Origin of the sequence: Acidovorax sp. sic0104 (assembly GCF_019219095.1) — a bacterium.
Lineage (GTDB): Bacteria > Pseudomonadota > Gammaproteobacteria > Burkholderiales > Burkholderiaceae_C > Acidovorax.
This window is the reverse complement of the sequence record NZ_JAHUWH010000010.1, coordinates 55,296-71,903: the sequence shown is the minus strand read 5'-3', so window position 1 is coordinate 71,903 and position 16,608 is coordinate 55,296. Positions and strand designations below refer to the sequence as shown.

Below are 16,608 nucleotides of genomic sequence, written 5' to 3'. Positions count from 1 at the left end.
GTCCGCCGGTCGCTCAGTCCAGGAAAGCGCGCGGGTTCAGGCCGCTTTCTTCAGCGCGGCGGGCGCCGCATGGCTGGCGAAATAGTCCATGCTGGCCTGCACGCCGCTACCGGCCAGCGCAATGCCCGAGAGCTTCATGCCCATCTCCACGCCCGCCACCATGGCGATCAGCGTGAGGTCGTTGCTGTCGCCCAGGTGGCCCATGCGGAACATGCGGCCCTTGAGCTTGCCCAGCCCGGTGCCCAGCGACAGGTCGAAGCGCTGGTGGATGAGCCGGCGCAACGCATCGGAGTCCACCCCCTCGGGCGTGATCACGCCGGTGAGCACGGGCGAATACACCGCAGGGTCGGCGCACTGGATGGGCAGGCCCCAGGCGTTGACGGCGGCGCGCACGCCCGCGCCCCAGCGCTGGTGGCGCGCGAACACGTTGTCCAGGCCCTCGGCCAGCAGCATGTCGATGGCTTCGGACAGGCCATAGAGCAGGTTGGTGTTGGGGGTGTAGGGCCAGTAGCCGTCCTTGTTCATCTCCACGATCTCGTCCCAGGCCCAGAACGCGCGGGGCAAGGTAGCCTTTTTGGAGGCTTCGAGCGCGCGCGGGGACAGCGCATTGAAGCTGATGCCCGGTGGCAGCATCAAGCCCTTCTGCGAGCCACTGATGGTCACGTCCACGCCCCATTCGTCGTGGCGGAAGTCGGCGCTGGCCAGGCCGGAGATGCTGTCCACCATCAACAGCGCGGGGTGGCCCGCCGCGTCGATGGCCTTGCGCACGGCGGCAATGTCGGAGGTGACGCCCGTGGACGTCTCGTTGTGCACCACACAGACCGCCTTGATCCTGCGCTCCGTGTCCTTGCGCAGACGGGCCTCGATCAGGTCGGCCTGCACGCCACGGCGCCAGCCGCCGGCCAGGGGCAGGTGTTCATCCTTGCCTTCCCAGGCCAGGAACTCGGTGGAGATACCGAGGCGCGTGGCCATCTTCTGCCACAGCGAGGCGAAATGCCCGGTCTCGAACATCAGCACATGGTCGCCCGGGGAGAGGGTGTTGGACAGGGCCGCCTCCCAGGCGCCGGTGCCCGATGCGGGGTAGATCGCCACGGGGTGCCGGGTCTGGAAGATCTTCTGGATGCCCGAGAGCACCTTGAGCCCCAGGCCACCGAACTCGGGGCCCCGGTGGTCGATGGTGGGCAGGCTCATCGCCCGCAGAATGCGGTCTGGCACCGGGCTCGGGCCCGGGATCTGCAGGAAGTGGCGGCCCGTAGGGTGAAAGTCGAGTTGCAGCATGGAGCATCCTTTCTTTTTTCAGTTTTGCATGCAAAAAACACAATTGCATGCGGGAATACCCTTTATCAACAGGATTGTTTGGGCAATTTTTTGCATGCAAAATTCAAATCAGAAAGCACATCATGGCTGAAATCATCGAAATCTCCCGCCTCGCGCTGCACGACCAGGTCGCGGCGCGCCTGCGCACCATGCTGGTGGAAGGCCAGATCGCACCGGGCGCGAAATTGAACGAACGGGAGTTGAGCGAGCAGCTGCGCGTATCGCGCACCCCGCTGCGCGAAGCCATCAAGCTCTTGGGCGCCGAGGGCCTGGTGGACCTGCTGCCCAACCGGGGCGCCGTGGCCGTGAAGCTGACCGAGGCCGATGTGGTGAACACCTTCGAGGTGCTGGCCACACTCGAAGGTATGTCGGGCGAACTGGCGGCCCAGCGCATCACCGATGCCGAACTGGCCGAGCTGCGCGCGCTGCATTACGAAATGATGGCCTGCTTCGCGCGGCGCGACCTGTCCGGCTACTACCGCATCAACGCCAGCATCCACACCGCCATCAACGAGGCGGCGCGCAACCCGGTGCTCACCACGACCTACCGCTCCATCAATGCCCGCGTGCAGTCGCTGCGCTTTCGCACCAACCAGAACGAGGCCAAGTGGAAGCAGGCCGTGGCCGAGCACGAACAGATGATCGAGGCCCTGGCCGCGCACGACGCCGAGGCCATGCGCCGCGTGCTTGTGGCCCATGTGCAGCGCAAGCGCGACACGGTGCTGGAGCTGCTGCGCGCAGGTGAGATCTACCCCCAGCGACAGGCCTCTTCAAAGCCCACCTAGAGCCTGTTATGCACTTTTACGCGCCCACGTTGGGTTCCCAGGCTTGTGATCGCAAGGCGCAGTTCGCAGCCAAGGTCGGGACCTTGGCAAGGACTGCAACGCCGCGAGCGCTGGCCTGGGGGCCCAACCCTTCGGGAAAGCCGGGGAAAGGCCCGGCCACGTTGTTGCAGAACGCTTGCGGTATCCATACCGCGGCGCGTCCTGCGCCTAGTTGCCGGGCCTTTCCCCGGCTTTCGTGGGCACGTAAAAGTGCATAACAGGCTCTAACCCATGCGCATCGAACCCGCCAGCACCCTGCAGCCAGCCGGTACCACCCTGCCCCCCAACGAGACCTGCGAGGCACTGGCGCGGCGCCTGGCCGCCGAGACCGAGGGCGAGGTGCTGTTCGATGCAGGATCGCGCGGGCGCTACGCGACCGATGCCTCCATCTACCAGATCATGCCGGCGGGCGTGCTGGTGCCGCGCACGGAGCGCGACATCGCCACCGCCATCGACATCGCACGCGACCTCAAGGTGCCCGTGCTGCCGCGCGGCGGCGGCACCAGCCAGTGCGGCCAGACCACGGGTGCAGCCCTGGTGATCGACAACAGCAAGCACTTCCGCCAGGTGCTCGCGCTGGACGCCGAGGCCCGCACCGCGACGGTGGAGCCCGGCATCGTGCTCGACCACCTCAACGCCCAGCTCAAGCCCCACGGCCTGTGGTACCCGGTGGATGTGTCCACCAGTGCCCAGGCCACGCTCGGCGGCATGGCGGGCAACAACTCCTGCGGCTCGCGCTCCATTGCCTACGGCAACATGGTGCACAACGTGCTGGGCGCGAGCGCCTGGCTGAGCGATGGAGAACTGGTGGACTTCGGCCCGTTGGCCACGCTGGGCCCGCGCGCCAGCGCCATTGCCCAGCATGTGCACGCCCTGGCCCGGCAGCACCGCGGCGAGATCGCCGAGCGCTGGCCCAAGGTGATGCGCCGCGTGGCGGGCTACAACCTCGACATCTTCGACAACCAGAGTGAAAAGCCCTACACCGCTGACGGCAGCGTGAACCTGGCGCACCTGCTCATCGGCTCCGAAGGCACGCTGGCCTACACACGCAGCCTGACCCTGAAGCTCAGCGAGCTGCCGCGCGCCAAGGTGCTGGGCATCGTCAACTTCCCGAGCTTCCACAAGGCCATGGACTCGGCCCAGCACATCGTCAAGCTCGGCCCCACGGCGGTGGAGCTGGTGGACCGCACGATGATCGAGCTGGCCCTGGCCAACCCGGCGTTTCGCCCCACCGTGGAGACCGCCCTCATCGGCAAGCCCGAGGCCATTTTGCTCGTGGAGTTCTCGGGCGCCGACAAGGCCGCCCTGCTGCCGCAGCTGCGACAGCTGGTGGAGCTGATGGGCGACCTCGGAATGCCCGGCAGCGTGGTAGAGATGCCTGATGAAGCCCCGCAGAAGAACCTGTGGGAGGTGCGCAAGGCGGGCCTGAACATCATGATGAGCCTCAAGGGCGACGGCAAGCCTGTGAGCTTCATCGAGGACTGCGCCGTGCCCCTGGAGCACCTGGCCGAGTACACCGACGGCCTGACCGAGGTGTTCGCCAAATACGGCAGCCGCGGCACCTGGTACGCGCACGCTTCGGTGGGCACGCTGCACGTGCGCCCCATCCTGGACATGCGCACCGATGGAGCGGCCAAGATGCGCGCCATCGCCGAAGAGGCCAGCGCCCTGGTGCGCAAGTACAAGGGCGCCTTCAGCGGCGAGCATGGCGACGGCCTGTGCCGCGGCGAATGGATCGAGTGGCAGTTCGGCCCCGCGATCAACGAGGCCTTTCGCGCGATCAAGAACCACCTGGACCCCATCCACCTGTTCAACCCCGGCAAGATCATCGACCCGCCCAAGATGGACGATGGCGCGCTGTTCCGCTTTGCGCCCGCCACGGCGCCCAGGCCCTACAAGCGCATTCCGCTCACGCCCGTGCTCGACTGGTCGGCCTGGAACGTGCAGGCCGACCCCGTGACCGAGGTGACCACCGCCCCCGGCACAGGCGGCGACGTGACCGGCGGCTTCGCCAAGGCCGTGGAGATGTGCAACAACAACGGGCACTGCCGCAAGTTCGACGCGGGCACGATGTGCCCCAGCTACCGCGTGACCCGCGATGAGCAGCACCTCACGCGCGGCCGCGCCAACACCCTTCGCCTGGCCGTGTCGGGCCAGCTCGGCCCTGACGCCTTCACGAGCGAAGCGATGCACGACACCATGGACCTGTGCGTGGGCTGCAAGGGCTGCAAGCGCGACTGTCCCACGGGCGTGGACATGGCGAAGATGAAGGTCGAGTTCCTGGCCCACTACAAACGCAAGCACGGCCATACGCTCAAGGACAAGCTCGTTGCCCGACTGCCCGACTACGCGCGCACCGCCAGCCGCTTCGCCGCGCTGCTCAACCTGCGCAACACCGTCCCCGGCGCAGCCTGGCTGGGCGAGAAATTGCTTGGAATTTCGGCCAGGCGCTCATTGCCCACCTGGCGCAGCGACACCTTCTGGCGCAGCAGGGACGCGTCGCTGTTCAGCAGCCGGGACGACGCCATCGCAGCGGCCCAATCCGGCCGCAAGGCTGCCGTGCTGTTCGTGGACACCTTCAACGGCACCTTCGAGGCCGAGAACGCCCTGGCCGCTGCACGCGTGCTGCATGCGGCCGGCTATGTGCTGCACACGGTCGAAAAAGGAGACGGCGGCCACCACTGCTGCGGCCGCACGTACCTTGCCACCGGCATGGTCGACGAAGCCAAGGAAAAAGCCGGTGCGCTCATAGACGCCTTGCTGCCGCTGGCGCATGCCGGCATCGCCATCGTGGGCCTGGAGCCGTCGTGCCTGCTCACCCTGCGCGACGAGGCCCTGGTGATGGGACTGGGCGACAAGGCCGTGACGGTGTCCAAGCAGGCCCTGCTGTTCGAGGAGTTCCTGGCCCGCGAGGCCAAGGCCGGGCGCTTTGCGCCTTCGCTCAAGCCCGCAGGCCAACCCATCCTGCTGCACGGCCACTGCCACCAGAAGGCCTTCGGCGCCGTACCCCCCATCCTGGAGGTGCTGCGACTGATCCCCGAGGCCAAGCCCGAGCTCATCGAAAGCTCCTGCTGTGGCATGGCCGGCAGCTTTGGCTACGAGGCCTCGCACTACGAGGTGTCGATGCAGATGGCCGAAGCCGCGCTGCTGCCCGCCGTGCGCAAGAGCCCCGATGCCATCGTGGTGGCCGACGGAACGAGTTGCCGGCACCAGATCGCGGATGGCGCGCAGCGCGAGGCAGTGCATGTGGCGCGGCTGCTGGATCGTTTGGCGGCATGAGGCCGTGGAGCTGTGGAGGCGTCATCCCTCTTTGTGCCAGGTCACTCAATACAGCTTCGCCTCTGAGAAAGTTCGCGAAAAGCGGGCGGCCAGGGACTCGGAAACGCCTATCAATACCGTAGGGCTGGAGTTCCAGGACTCCACTTCAAGGCATGCGCCCGGCAACTGCGCAGATGCGCCGGGCTGCCGCCACGCATGGGGACTCCCGTCAGCGCATGGAGCATGGCTCGCTTCGCATAGGAGGTTTCGTCGTCCGAAGCCTCCGTTGCGTCCTCGTCATCCAGTCCGCAGCCGCTGAAATCGCACGAGGCAGACTGGTCCGTCATCATCACCCAGGATAGACCCAAAGTCTGCAGAGCGAACGCGCCGGCCAATCGCTCGAAAGAGTCGATGTGGTCGCAAAGCGCATACGTGAGGCTGGACTTGACTTGTCGCTCATCCGCAGACTGCGCCCCTGCAATGCCGTGCCGCACCGCGCAGCGCAAACGGCACGGCGGGGCATGGCATTGCGGCCAGCTCGCGGGGCCTCACAACGGCCGCGTCAGGTACACCGCTTCGCGCCCCACGATAGGCTCGCGCGTGGGCATCAGCACCGTGCAGTCGTCGCACAGTGCGCGGATCTCGTGCGGACCGTCTGTGGCGATCAGCTCGCCCTTGGCAAACACTTCAAAGCCCTCGATGGGCCGCTCGAAGCGGAACTCGGGCGTTCGGACCATGCAGGTTTCAAGCAGCTCATAGCGGCGCTGCGGTGCGGGCGCCGGGCGGTCGGCTGGCGCGTCGATGAGGCCGAAGTGCGCGATGAAATCCAGCGTCACGGCGGTCGCCATGTCGGCGGCCGATCGCAGGAAGTGCTGACCACACTCCACCACCAGGGCCACGCCCTGGCTGTCGGCCAGCCCGTGGCGGCCATGCTGGATGAGCGGCGTGCCCGAGCCCAGCCCGCTGGGCATGACGAGGTGAACTGGCGGGCGCCCCAGGGCCAGCGCCACGTCCGCATTGCGCTGGTAGGCCGGGTAGACCCAGAAGGGCTCGACGTTCTGGCTCGTCGAGTGGATGTCCAGGATGTGGTCGGCCGCCGCCACCACGGGCCGCAGGGCACGGGCACGCAGCAGCTCGGGGCTTTCCGCCGTGCCATCCAACTCGGCGGCCGACCAGATGCGATTGAGGTTGTGCACCAGCTGGCGGCTCTCGAACGGGCGGGCCTGGTCGAAAGACTCGTAGGCGGCCACGTTGGCAAAGCTGACGGTGAGCGTGCCGATGCGCGGGCGCACGCCGCTGTCGAGCAGGTGCGTCGCGGCAACCATGCCGCAGATTTCGTTGCCGTGCGTGAGGGCATTGACCAGCACGTGCGGGCCGGGCTGGCCAGACTCGAAACGGTGCACATAGTCGATGCCGACATTGCCCTGGCGGTAGGCGGACAGGTCGCGCGGCAAGACTTCGAAAGCAGGGGGATTTTGGGACATGGGGGCCAACTGATAAGACGACACATCATTGTCGGCGCAAAGCGGCAAGCTTGCAGGCCGCGGTGTACGATGCCCGCCGGTTTTGTTCCTCACCGCGCCCCATGCCCACTGCCCGACTTTGCCCGCTGGCCGACGTGGCCGCCCTGATCCCCGCCGACTGCTGGCTGGCCGAGCGCATGCGCCAGGACCCTGGCGCTCTCGCCGACGAAACCGTGCTGTGGATCACCGGCGACGTGCAGTGGCCAGCGCTTCACCTGGATGCCCCCCTGGCCAGCGGCAGCCCGCAGCGCCAATGGTGGCAGGGCTTGCAGGAAGGCCCGGGCGACGCCCGACTGCCGCGCTCGCTGTTCCTGATCCTGATCGACGGCCACCTGCAGGTGGACGGCGCACTGACCTGTGACGACACCGATGGCGCCACCCACCTCATCGTGCGAGGAGATACCCAGGCGCGCAATGCCGTGGTGGGCGGGCAACTGATGCTTGTACGGGGTGCACTGCGGGTGCAGGACCTGCTGTGGGGCCACTACAACCACGGTGAGCTGCGAGTGCACGGCGGGCTTCAGGCGCGCGTGGCGCTGTTCACCGACGAATACGGCGTGCACATCGAAGGCCCCGAGCAGGTGGATTTTTTGCAGGACGAGGTGCGCCCCGGCCCCCACCTGGCGGAGTTCTCCGCAGAGGTGCTGGGCGCCGTGTTTGCCCCGAAGTTCCTTTCTGGCACGGCGTCGGGCGAAGATGGCCTTGCGGGGATGCTGGACCGGCCCCAGGTGGTCGCCGCTGTGCGGGCAGGCGACAGCGCTGTGCGCGGCAGTGCAGACATCCACGCCGCCTGGCCAATGGCGCACGACCTGTGTGCCGACAACACCATCAGCGTGGAGAACATCCTGGCCGTCGTGCACACGCCTGTCGTTGCACACAAGGAGCACAAGGCCTACGGCTGGTTCCAGCAGACGGATTTCTCCGTCTGCCAGCGCCATGTGGACGAAGACGGCGATCAGCGCGACGACAACGTGTTCATCACGGTGTGGAAGACCTGGGACTTCTACCTGTCGGTGGAGCAGCTTCGCCCGAGGGGCTTGCTGGCCCGGATGGTGGCGGCCCTGCTGCGCCGGCCCGCACAGGCCGGCCCCGAACTGACGCTGCTGTACCGCAGCTACCAGGAAGGCGAACCCGGCGAATGGAAGCCGCTGTCACAAAGCGCCGCGCCCGAAGCCTGGGAGCACTGCCAGAAGGCCTGGCGCGGCGTGCTGGACTATGTGCGCAAGGCCGTGGGCCAGCACCGCGCACGCTACCCGCTGTACCAGCGGCTGGAGGCCGAGCTGTCAGCGACGCACATCGAGGACTTCACCCGCCTGCCCGTGTTCACCGAGCGCTACAACGACTGGTGGGACAGCGACAGGAACGGCCACTGGCAGGGCGACGTGTGGGTGGGTGCCCGCCAGCCCTGCATGCACGACGGCGAGCCCTGGGGCCGGGCGCTCAAGTTCAGCTGGGAGAACGGCAGCCCGGCGCAAGGTGACGACGAGGACAACGCGCACAGCGTCTACCAGGTCAATGTGGACGAGGCCCGCGAAGGCCCGGCGCTTGTCGAGTTCACCTATGCCCAGCGCCAGAGCGAAGCGAGGGTGGCGCTGCCGCGCGGTGCGGCAGACCATGTGGCGCGGCTGCTGCGGTTCTACCAAGTGGTGCAGGCCCGCCTGCGAGAGGAGCATGCGCGCGATGAGGAACAAGCCGCCGAGGCGCGCCGCATCGAAGCTGCGGTGCGTCTGCTTGCGACACCGCCGCTGGCACCTGATCTGCCGGACGCGGCCGTTTTTCCGCTGGAACTGATGACGCTCTCCGAGCAGTGGCAGGCTGGCGGGCGAGAGTACGTGGCCGCCGTCCGGGCCCACCAGCTCGCCATGGATGCATCGCGGATGCAGGCCTGTGGCGATGACAACGCCACCACAGTCATCACGGATGCGGGGAACGAAGACGAAGACGGCGAAGAACAAGACGAAAACGCCCTGCCCCCCGACCCACGCAAGGGTGCGGCGCCCACCGTGCTGCAGTTGGCACGCGTGGTCAATGCCCACGCCGACGAGGAGCTGGGTGAGCGCTTTCGCCAGCGCTTTGCCTTCGCGCCCGACGCCTTCGTACAGCGTGCCGCAAAAGCAGGCGTTTTCATCGGGCCGGTGATTGCGCTGGACGACGGCCGCGTGCTGGCCCGCATCGGCCCTGCGTACGACGACACCGCCCATTGGGTGGCCCTGCAGGGCACGCGCCACACGCCGCTGCCTTCGCTGCGGGGGCTGGGCCGCTCGCACGACCGGCAGGTCTTTGCCCGCAGCGACGGCCTGCAGATCACCACCCACCGGGGCTTCGAGGGACCAGTGGTCGCGCGGTTCGACTTGCCCCGGGGCAACGAAGGCCTGCCACCCCACGTCGCGGTGGCTGCGGGCCCGCTGGGGCAGCGCTGCGATGAAATCATCCCCTTCAACGACGGCCAGCGCGTGCTGCTGCGCAACCCCACAGGCATCTACCTGCTGACCAGCGCGGAGGAAGCCGGCAGTGGCAATGGTGGCCATGGCGGGGTGCAGCGCCTGCACCCGCAGACCTTCGAAGAAGACGGCCCCTATACCTGGCCCAAGAACCAGATGGACGAAGAGGTGGGCGGCCAGACCCTCACCGTGCTGGCGCTCGACATGCTGCACATGGCCCTGTCTCCCGACGAGCGCCACATCGCCGTGGGCGACCAGGACAGCCAGCATGTGCTGCTCGACGCGCAAGGTGCGCTGCTGGCCGAGTACGAACCGCGCTCGTCCTACCCGCACCACGCGGCCTTCTCGCACGACGGCGCGCGGCTGTTCGCCAACTCGTGCCACCTGTACTGGGGCAGCACGCTGTCGGTGCCGCTAGCGCCGCAGCCTGCGGCACCCGGTGCGGAGAATCTTCCGGCACTCGACGAACGCTGCCGGGTGTACGCATCGGCCACCCAGCCCGGGCTGGCGATCCTGGGGGATGCCGATGGCTACCTGCACGCGATCGGCGACGACGGCCGGCCACTATGGCGCCACCATGTGGGGAGCACGATCAGCGCCATCGAGATCTCTCCGGACGGCAGCACGCTGTGGGCGGCAAGCTATGGGGGCTATCTGGCCAAGCTGGAGTACAACGAGGCTGGCATGGACCCCCACTCCATCGGCACCTCGCCGTATGCGGAAACCCGCCGCTGGATTTTCTGGAGCGACGAGGCCGGGCCGCTGCGCTGGTAGGCGGCTCACGCATCTTCCGGTGCTGGAGCCCCGGATGCCGCCACGGCGGCAGACCCTTTACTGCAGCACCAGCTCCACCCGCCTGTTCTTGGCCCGGCCTTCATCGGTGCCATTGTTGGCCACTGGCGCCAGCGATGCCACGCCGTTGCCCACAAGGCGGTTCGCGGCAATGCCGTAGTCCCGGGCCAGCACGGCGGCCACTGCGTCGGCACGGCGCTTGGACAGCGCCAGGTTGCTGTCGAAACCGCCCACGCTATCGGTATGGCCCACCACGTGCAGCTTGACGGCCGGTTCGGCCTTCAGGAATGCCGCGATCTGGTCGAGCGACGGCTTGGACTCGGGCTTGACGTCAGCCTTGCCGGTGTCGAACAAGATGCCGTAGATGGCGACCTTGCCGCTTGCGGTGATGGACTTGCCGATGTCGGACGCGCTGACCACCACCATGTTCTGCTCCATGGCCTTGGTCTCCAGGATGTCCACGGCGATGTAGGCGCCTTGCTTGGACTTGTAGGTGGCGTCTTCCTTGGGCCAGTCGATGGCGACCAGGCGCACGGTGGTGTTGCCCTTCTGGAAGGTGCCGGTGCGCACGGTGCTGGCATCGGCCGCGTACATCACGTACTCGCTGCGGTTGTTCTTGATGATGTCGCGCTGCCCGCTGCTGAAGTTGGCCAGGAAGTTGGTATAGCTGCCCGCCGCGCTGTCGCGCGTGGAGTCGTACAGCGCGGTGAAGCCGCCGGCCGCGAGCTCGTTGGCGTAGTTGCGGTACAGCTCCAGCGATCGCGTGGCGCCGGGTGCTTCGTACCACAGGCGGGTGAGCCTGCCTTCGAGCTCCAGCGGGGGCTTCACGTAGCGGCGCTTATTGGCCTGCAGGTCGAATTCCTTGAAGGTGGAGGTCTGGAACTCCACCGCGTCGAAGTTGCGCACTTCATAACCCACGATGGTGCTGCCGCCGAAGCGCTTGACGGCCGGGTGGTCCTTGGAGCCCGCAAGGTCCTGCGCACCGGCGCCGCCGTGGCAGGCCATGGCCAGGAACCCGAGGCACAGCGACGCGCCCCACTGACGAAACAGCCGCATGGTCATGAGCATTCTCCGGTTGAAGCGGGTGTAGGGGAAAGGAAGCCGGCGCGCCGCCAGCAAACGCCCGGCCATCATAGGCGCGCGCCCAGCGGGGCACCATGGACTGAAGGTACCTGCAAACACCGGCTCAGCGGCATTTGCGCACAAAGTCACACAGGGCGCTTCAGAAATGCGGACCGGGCCCTTCGCTGGCGAGCGTGTCCTGCGCGTTGCGCAAAGGGCAGACCTTGAGCGACAGGCAGCCGCAGCCGATGCAGCCGTCGAGCTGGTCGCGCAGCGACGTGAGGGTGCGGATACGCTCATCCAGGTCCTCGCGCCAGCGCGCAGACAGGCGCCGCCAGTCGGCCACCGTGGGCGTGCGGCCCGCGGGCAGCGCCTGCAGCGCCTCTCCAATGGCCGCCAGCGGCACCCCCATGCGCTGGGCCACCTTGATCACGGCCACGCGGCGCAGCACCGACCGCGGGTAGCGCCGCTGGTTGCCCGCGCTGCGCAGGCTGGCGATCAGGCCGCGCGCCTCATAGAAATGCAGTGCCGATACGGCCAAGCCGCTTCGGCGAGCCACCTCGCCCACGGAAAGGTCTGCGGCAAGGTCCATGGCCGGATCGCCAGCGGCATCGTCGTGCTTCATGCGGGCACCTCAATAAAAGACATTGACCTCAACCAAAGTTGAGGTTTGATACTAGCACGTCCTTTCAACGATTCCAGGAAATCGCATGCCACAGATCGCCTCTTTCCTCACACCCCACGATGCCGCAAGCCTCACGCGCCTTGTACACCTCAACCCCGAGCGCCTGTACGACCCCGCGCCCAATGGCTACTCGCACCTGGTGGTGGCGCCGCTGCACGGCCGCACGGTGTACGTCTCGGGCCAGGGCGGTGAGAACGCGGCGGGCGAGCTGCCGTCCGGTTTTGCGGCGCAACTGGACCAGGCGCTGCGCAACATGGAAGCAGCCCTGGCTGCGGCGGATGCCACGGTGCATGACGTCGCACGGCTCACGCTGCTGGTGGTGGACCACACCGAGGAGCGCCTGGCGCTGTGGACCCAGGCGGCGCGCGGTGTGTGGAAAGATGCACCCACGCCAGCCTGCACGCTGATACCCGTACCGCGCCTTGCGCTCGACGGCATGCTGGTAGAGGTGGAAGCGACCGCCGTGGTGACAGGCACGGCAGCGACACCAGGCACCGCGGCACAGATCCGACGGATCTGAGGCCCGGCGGCCGGATTGCGGCGCGCGGCCCCCAAACCGCTCCGGTTGTGGCGTACCATCGCGCGCAGCGGTCGCATACCGAGACCCACACAGGAGGACCCATGGCCAAAGGTGATCAGCGCAGCAACAAGATGACGAAGAAGCCCAAGAAGGACACGTCGATTCCGAAGGATTCGCACGGCTCCGACCGCCCCGTGCCACCGGTGACTGCCGTCCTGCCGCGTGGCAAGGACAAGAACAAGTAAAGCCTGGGAAACCGGCCTGGCCTTTGCCGCCAGACGAAAGCCCGAAGCCCCGAAGCCCCAAGGCAGCGGGGCTTTCTTTTCTTGGGCGCTCGCCCCTCGACCATTGCGCGCATCGCCGGGCCATTCAATGCAGGCCCGGCGTGCGGGATCAATTCACGCCGCCGGACGGCAGTCGCGCCAGCCAGTCCTGCTGCGGCTCAGGGCGACCGAACAGGTACCCCTGGTAGACGATGTCGGGCGCACGCTGGCCCAGGAAATCGGCCTGCTCACGGGTCTCAACCCCTTCAGCCACCACACGCAATCCGAAGTGGCGTGCCACCGACAGGATGCCTTCGACCAACACGCCATCGTCGGCATTGGTGGGCGCCTCGTGCACGAACGAGCGGTCGATCTTGATCTCCTGAATGGGCAGGCGCTTGAGGTACGCCAGCGAGGAGTAGCCGGTGCCGAAATCGTCCAGCGAGAACTCCACGCCCAGGGCGGCCAGCTCGCGCATCTTGGCCACGGCTTCGTCGAAGTCGTCGATCACCAGGCCTTCGGTCACTTCCAGCGTGAGCAGCGACGGATCGGCGCCGGTGGTGGCCAGGATGCCGCGCAGTTGCGGGATGAAGCTGGCTTGGCGGAACTGGCGCGCACTGAGGTTGACCGAGAGCTTCAGGCGTCGCTCGCGCATGACGGGCTGGGCGAGCAATGCGCAGGCATGCGTCAGCACCCAGTTGCCCAGCCCCACGATCAGGTCGGACTCCTCAGCAATGGAGATGAAGGCCGCGGGCGACAGCAGGCCGTCGCGCGGGTGCTGCCAGCGCACCAGCACCTCGGCGCCCGTGAGCCGGCCGTGCACATCCACCTGGGACTGCAGGAAAAGCCGCAGCTCATCGGCCGCAATCGCGTGGCGCAGCGAACGCTCCACCTGGAACCGATGCTCCGCCGCCTCACCCATGCCTTGCTCGAAAAAGGCCGAGCGCCCACCACCCGCTTGTTTGGCACGGTGCAGCGCGGTGCCCGCACGGCGCAGGGCCTCGTGCGGCGAGTCGCTCGCGTTCTGGGGGTACAGGGTGATCCCGATGCTCGCGCCCAACTGCGCCTCTTCCGCGCATCCCTCCAGCCTCAGGGGCTGCAACAGCAGCGACTGCAGTTGCTCCGCAAAGGCCAGGGCGCGGCGGCTCGCCTGGGGCGGAAGCAGGCCCAGGTCATGCAGCACGATGGCGAATTCATCGCCGGCCACGCGCACCAGCAAACCATGCGCCGGAAGCGTCTGCGACAGGCGCAGGGCCACGGCGCACAGCAGGCGGTCGCCCATCTCGCTGCCCCGGGCATCGTTGAAGGTGGTGAAGCGGTCCAGGTCCAGGAGCACCAGCGCGTGCAGGGGCTGCGAGCCCACAGCGCCACGCCAGCGCAGCGCAGTCAGTCGCTCCACCAACATGGTGCGATTGGGCAGGCTGGTCAGCGCATCGAAATGCGCCAGCCGATGGATCTCGGCGGCGGCGCGGCGGCGTTCGGTGACGTCCTGCTTGATCTCCACGTAATGGCTGATGTGGCCGTCCGGCTGGCGGATGGGTGCCACCACCACGGCTTCGACGATCTCGGCGCCATCCTTGCGGCGATTGACCTGCTCGCCCACCCAGTTCTCGCCGCGTGCGAGCGTGTCGCGCAGGCTCACCCACTGGGCCAGCGCCATGCCGTTGCTCGACACGGACGAAGACGACTGCCCTATCACCTCGTCCTGCGAGTACCCGGTGCGGGTGAGAAACGCGGCGTTGACGTACTCGATGCGGCCTTCAAGGTCGGTGATGGCGATGCTCTCGGGGCTTTGCTCGACCGCGCGCAGCAGCTTGCGCAGCTCGGCATCGCGCGTGGCCAGGCTGGATGCCGTCTGCTGCGCCTCGCGCACGCGGCGCAGGTAGCTGCGCCGGGACATGAGCGTGGCGGCGGCCGTCACGGCCAACACTCCGCTGAGGTAAGCCACGTACGCCGCCAGGTTGCCGTAGCGCGGTGGCGGCATGTAGTTGTTGAGGTCAGCCCAGACGAACACCAAGAACAGCAGCGCCGTGGCGCCCGTGACCCACAGTGTGTATCGCGCCCCCAGCACCCAGCCCGCCACGACGATGATGACCGGGAAATTGACCAGGCTGGGCCCGCGCAGGCCGCCGTTGCTGGCCGACAGCGCCGCCACCACCGCCCATACGCCCCACACCAGCACCAGGCCCGCGGAATGCCAGCGCTGAAGGTGGCCCAAAAGCACGGCCACAGCGCCCATCACTCCCACGCCCAGATTCATCAGAACACGTGCCCAGGGCAGCGGTTCGTCCAGCAGCAGCAGCGAGGCAATCATGACGCCGGTGATGGCGACCGTCCACGAACCTGCACGTACGAGCTGCTGACTGGTGACGTCATCGCGCGCGCGGGGCAAAGGAGATGAAGGAGTGACAGGGGGCATGGTCAATGCAGTGACAACCGTTCTGGCATGGTAACGCTATCCATCGGCCGGATCGAGGCGGCAGTGGCCACCAACATGGACAGCGGCACCCCGGGGTTCGTCCAGGCGAAAGGCGCCAGATCGGCACCGTGTCGACGGGCCGGGGGTCGGCGTGGTGGATGAAAAGGCGGCGCACCACCCGCGCCGCCGGCGCGCCCCGGGGATGAATGGCAACCACGCTCGGGCCGTTGCCGCTGTGCGCTGCGCCGCTACCGGGCCGCCTGCACGCCTGCGGCCTTGACCACACGCCGCCAGCGCTTCACTCCTTGCGGATGAAGTCGGTGTAGTCTGCGGAGCGCGATGCGACAACCACCAGGCCCTGCACCTCCAGCTGCTTGCGGATATCGGACGCCTTGAAGGCGCGCTCCATCTCCTTTTCAAGGCGCGCCACCACGGCCGGCGGAGTGCCTGCAGGGGCGGAGATACCGACCCACGACACGGCCTCTGCCTGTGCACCCGGCAGTGGTGCTACACCACGTCCCCGGACGACGGTTCTCGCACGCCCGAGCCTTTGCCCTTGGCCTTGGCGCGCGCGTCCTTCTTGGCCTGGCGCTTGGCATCCTCCGCCAGCCCGGCGTCGCGCCAGGCCTCGAACTCCGCGGGCGTCTCCAAGGTGATGCGGCCCAGGATGGCGGTGCGAAAGTCGGTCATCACGATCTCGGCGGTCTTTTGCAGGTTCACGCGGCCACCGCCCAGCATGGCTCCGCGCTTTCGGCCGATGGCTTCGAGCAGTTCGTCGTCCTGCATCGCGGCCATCGCACCGGCGGGCAGACCCAGCTTGTAGCGCGCCTCCAGCAGCGGTGCGTAGTGCGCCTGAAGACGGCGCAGCAGCTCCAGCGCAACCAGCTCCTCGTCGTAGGCGTTGCGGCCCACGGCGCCGCTGGCGGCCAGGTTGTAGCCGCTCTCGGGCACGATGATGCGCGGCCACAGCATGCCGGGGGTGTCCCACAGGTAGAAGTCGTCAGCCAGGGTGATGCGCTGCTCGATCTTGGTGATGCCGGCCTCGTCGCCCGTCTTGGCCTGGCGCTTGTTCGACAGGGTGTTGATGAGCGTGGACTTGCCCACGTTGGGCACGCCGCAGATGAGCACGCGCATGGGCTTGGCCATGCCGCCGCGGTTGGGCGACAGCAGGTGGCAGGCGTCGATGAGCTTGCGCGCAGGCGCCGCATCCGACGCATCGAGCGGCACGGCGCGCGTGTCGCTCTGGGCGTTGTACCAGTCCACCCACAGCGGGGTGCGCGCGGGGTCGGCCACGTCCTGCTTGTTGAGCACCTTGACCGAGGGCTTGTGGCCGGTGAGCTCGGCCAGCAGCGGGTTGCTGCTGGAGCCCGGCAGGCGCGCGTCCAGCACCTCGATCACCACATCGATGTCCTTGATGCGTTCGGTGATGGCTTTCTTGGTCAGGTGCATATGACCGGGGAACCACTGGATGGCCATGCGGAATTCTTTCTGTGTTCTCTGGGAT

The 16,608-nt window shown here is 67.5% G+C and carries 12 protein-coding genes; 5 read left to right on the top strand and 7 right to left on the bottom strand.

Annotation, left to right across the window (positions count from 1 at the left end):
• Positions 1 to 36: 36 nt before the first annotated feature.
• Entirely contained in the window at positions 37 to 1,278 is a 1,242-nt protein-coding gene (locus KW835_RS16720; RefSeq protein ID WP_218384400.1) for an alanine--glyoxylate aminotransferase family protein, read from the bottom strand.
• A gap of 122 nt (positions 1,279 to 1,400) precedes the next feature.
• Here KW835_RS16720 and KW835_RS16715 point away from each other — a divergent pair, with 122 nt between their 5' ends.
• Positions 1,401 to 2,102, top strand: coding sequence for a GntR family transcriptional regulator (locus KW835_RS16715; RefSeq protein WP_218384398.1), 702 nt, complete (start codon positions 1,401 to 1,403; stop codon positions 2,100 to 2,102).
• Positions 2,103 to 2,372: 270 nt separating this feature from the next.
• On the top strand, positions 2,373 to 5,420 hold the full coding sequence (locus KW835_RS16710; protein WP_218384397.1) for an FAD-binding and (Fe-S)-binding domain-containing protein: 3,048 nt from the start codon (positions 2,373 to 2,375) through the stop codon (positions 5,418 to 5,420).
• A gap of 527 nt (positions 5,421 to 5,947) precedes the next feature.
• Here the strand turns inward: KW835_RS16710 and KW835_RS16705 are convergent.
• Complete coding sequence (locus KW835_RS16705; RefSeq protein ID WP_218384395.1) at positions 5,948 to 6,883, bottom strand: succinylglutamate desuccinylase/aspartoacylase family protein; 936 nt, start codon at positions 6,881 to 6,883, stop codon at positions 5,948 to 5,950.
• 101 nt (positions 6,884 to 6,984) lie between these two features.
• On the opposite strand from KW835_RS16705, the gene KW835_RS16700 reads away from it, so the two are divergent.
• Positions 6,985 to 10,137 carry a WD40 repeat domain-containing protein gene (locus KW835_RS16700; protein WP_218384393.1) on the top strand — a complete coding sequence of 1,051 codons (3,153 nt, stop codon included), beginning with the start codon at positions 6,985 to 6,987 and terminating at the stop codon, positions 10,135 to 10,137.
• Positions 10,138 to 10,194: 57 nt separating this feature from the next.
• Here the strand turns inward: KW835_RS16700 and KW835_RS16695 are convergent, their stop codons facing one another.
• A complete protein-coding gene (locus KW835_RS16695) occupies positions 10,195 to 11,217 on the bottom strand; it encodes an OmpA family protein (protein ID WP_218384391.1) in 1,023 nt (340 codons plus the stop codon).
• 160 nt (positions 11,218 to 11,377) lie between these two features.
• Positions 11,378 to 11,842: a redox-sensitive transcriptional activator SoxR gene (soxR, locus tag KW835_RS16690; protein ID WP_304505169.1), complete on the bottom strand. Its 465-nt coding sequence runs from the start codon at positions 11,840 to 11,842 to the stop codon at positions 11,378 to 11,380.
• 85 nt (positions 11,843 to 11,927) lie between these two features.
• Between soxR and KW835_RS16685 the strand changes: the two genes are divergently transcribed.
• A complete protein-coding gene (locus KW835_RS16685; RefSeq protein ID WP_218384390.1) occupies positions 11,928 to 12,422 on the top strand; it encodes a RidA family protein in 495 nt (164 codons plus the stop codon).
• A gap of 101 nt (positions 12,423 to 12,523) precedes the next feature.
• Positions 12,524 to 12,667 carry a hypothetical protein gene (locus KW835_RS16680; protein WP_218384388.1) on the top strand — a complete coding sequence of 48 codons (144 nt, stop codon included), beginning with the start codon at positions 12,524 to 12,526 and terminating at the stop codon, positions 12,665 to 12,667.
• A 148-nt stretch (positions 12,668 to 12,815) separates the two neighbouring features.
• On the opposite strand, the gene KW835_RS16675 is transcribed toward KW835_RS16680, so the two are convergent.
• The 3 genes from KW835_RS16675 to ylqF form a co-directional block, all read right to left on the bottom strand.
• Positions 12,816 to 15,104 carry a bifunctional diguanylate cyclase/phosphodiesterase gene (locus KW835_RS16675; RefSeq protein WP_218384386.1) on the bottom strand — a complete coding sequence of 763 codons (2,289 nt, stop codon included), beginning with the start codon at positions 15,102 to 15,104 and terminating at the stop codon, positions 12,816 to 12,818.
• A 298-nt stretch (positions 15,105 to 15,402) separates the two neighbouring features.
• Positions 15,403 to 15,582, bottom strand: a complete 180-nt coding sequence (locus KW835_RS16670; protein ID WP_218384379.1) for a tripartite tricarboxylate transporter substrate-binding protein — start codon at positions 15,580 to 15,582, stop codon at positions 15,403 to 15,405.
• Between the two features lie 29 nt (positions 15,583 to 15,611).
• Positions 15,612 to 16,580: a ribosome biogenesis GTPase YlqF gene (gene ylqF / locus KW835_RS16665; protein WP_218384373.1), complete on the bottom strand. Its 969-nt coding sequence runs from the start codon at positions 16,578 to 16,580 to the stop codon at positions 15,612 to 15,614.
• Between the last annotated feature and the right edge of the window lie 28 nt (positions 16,581 to 16,608).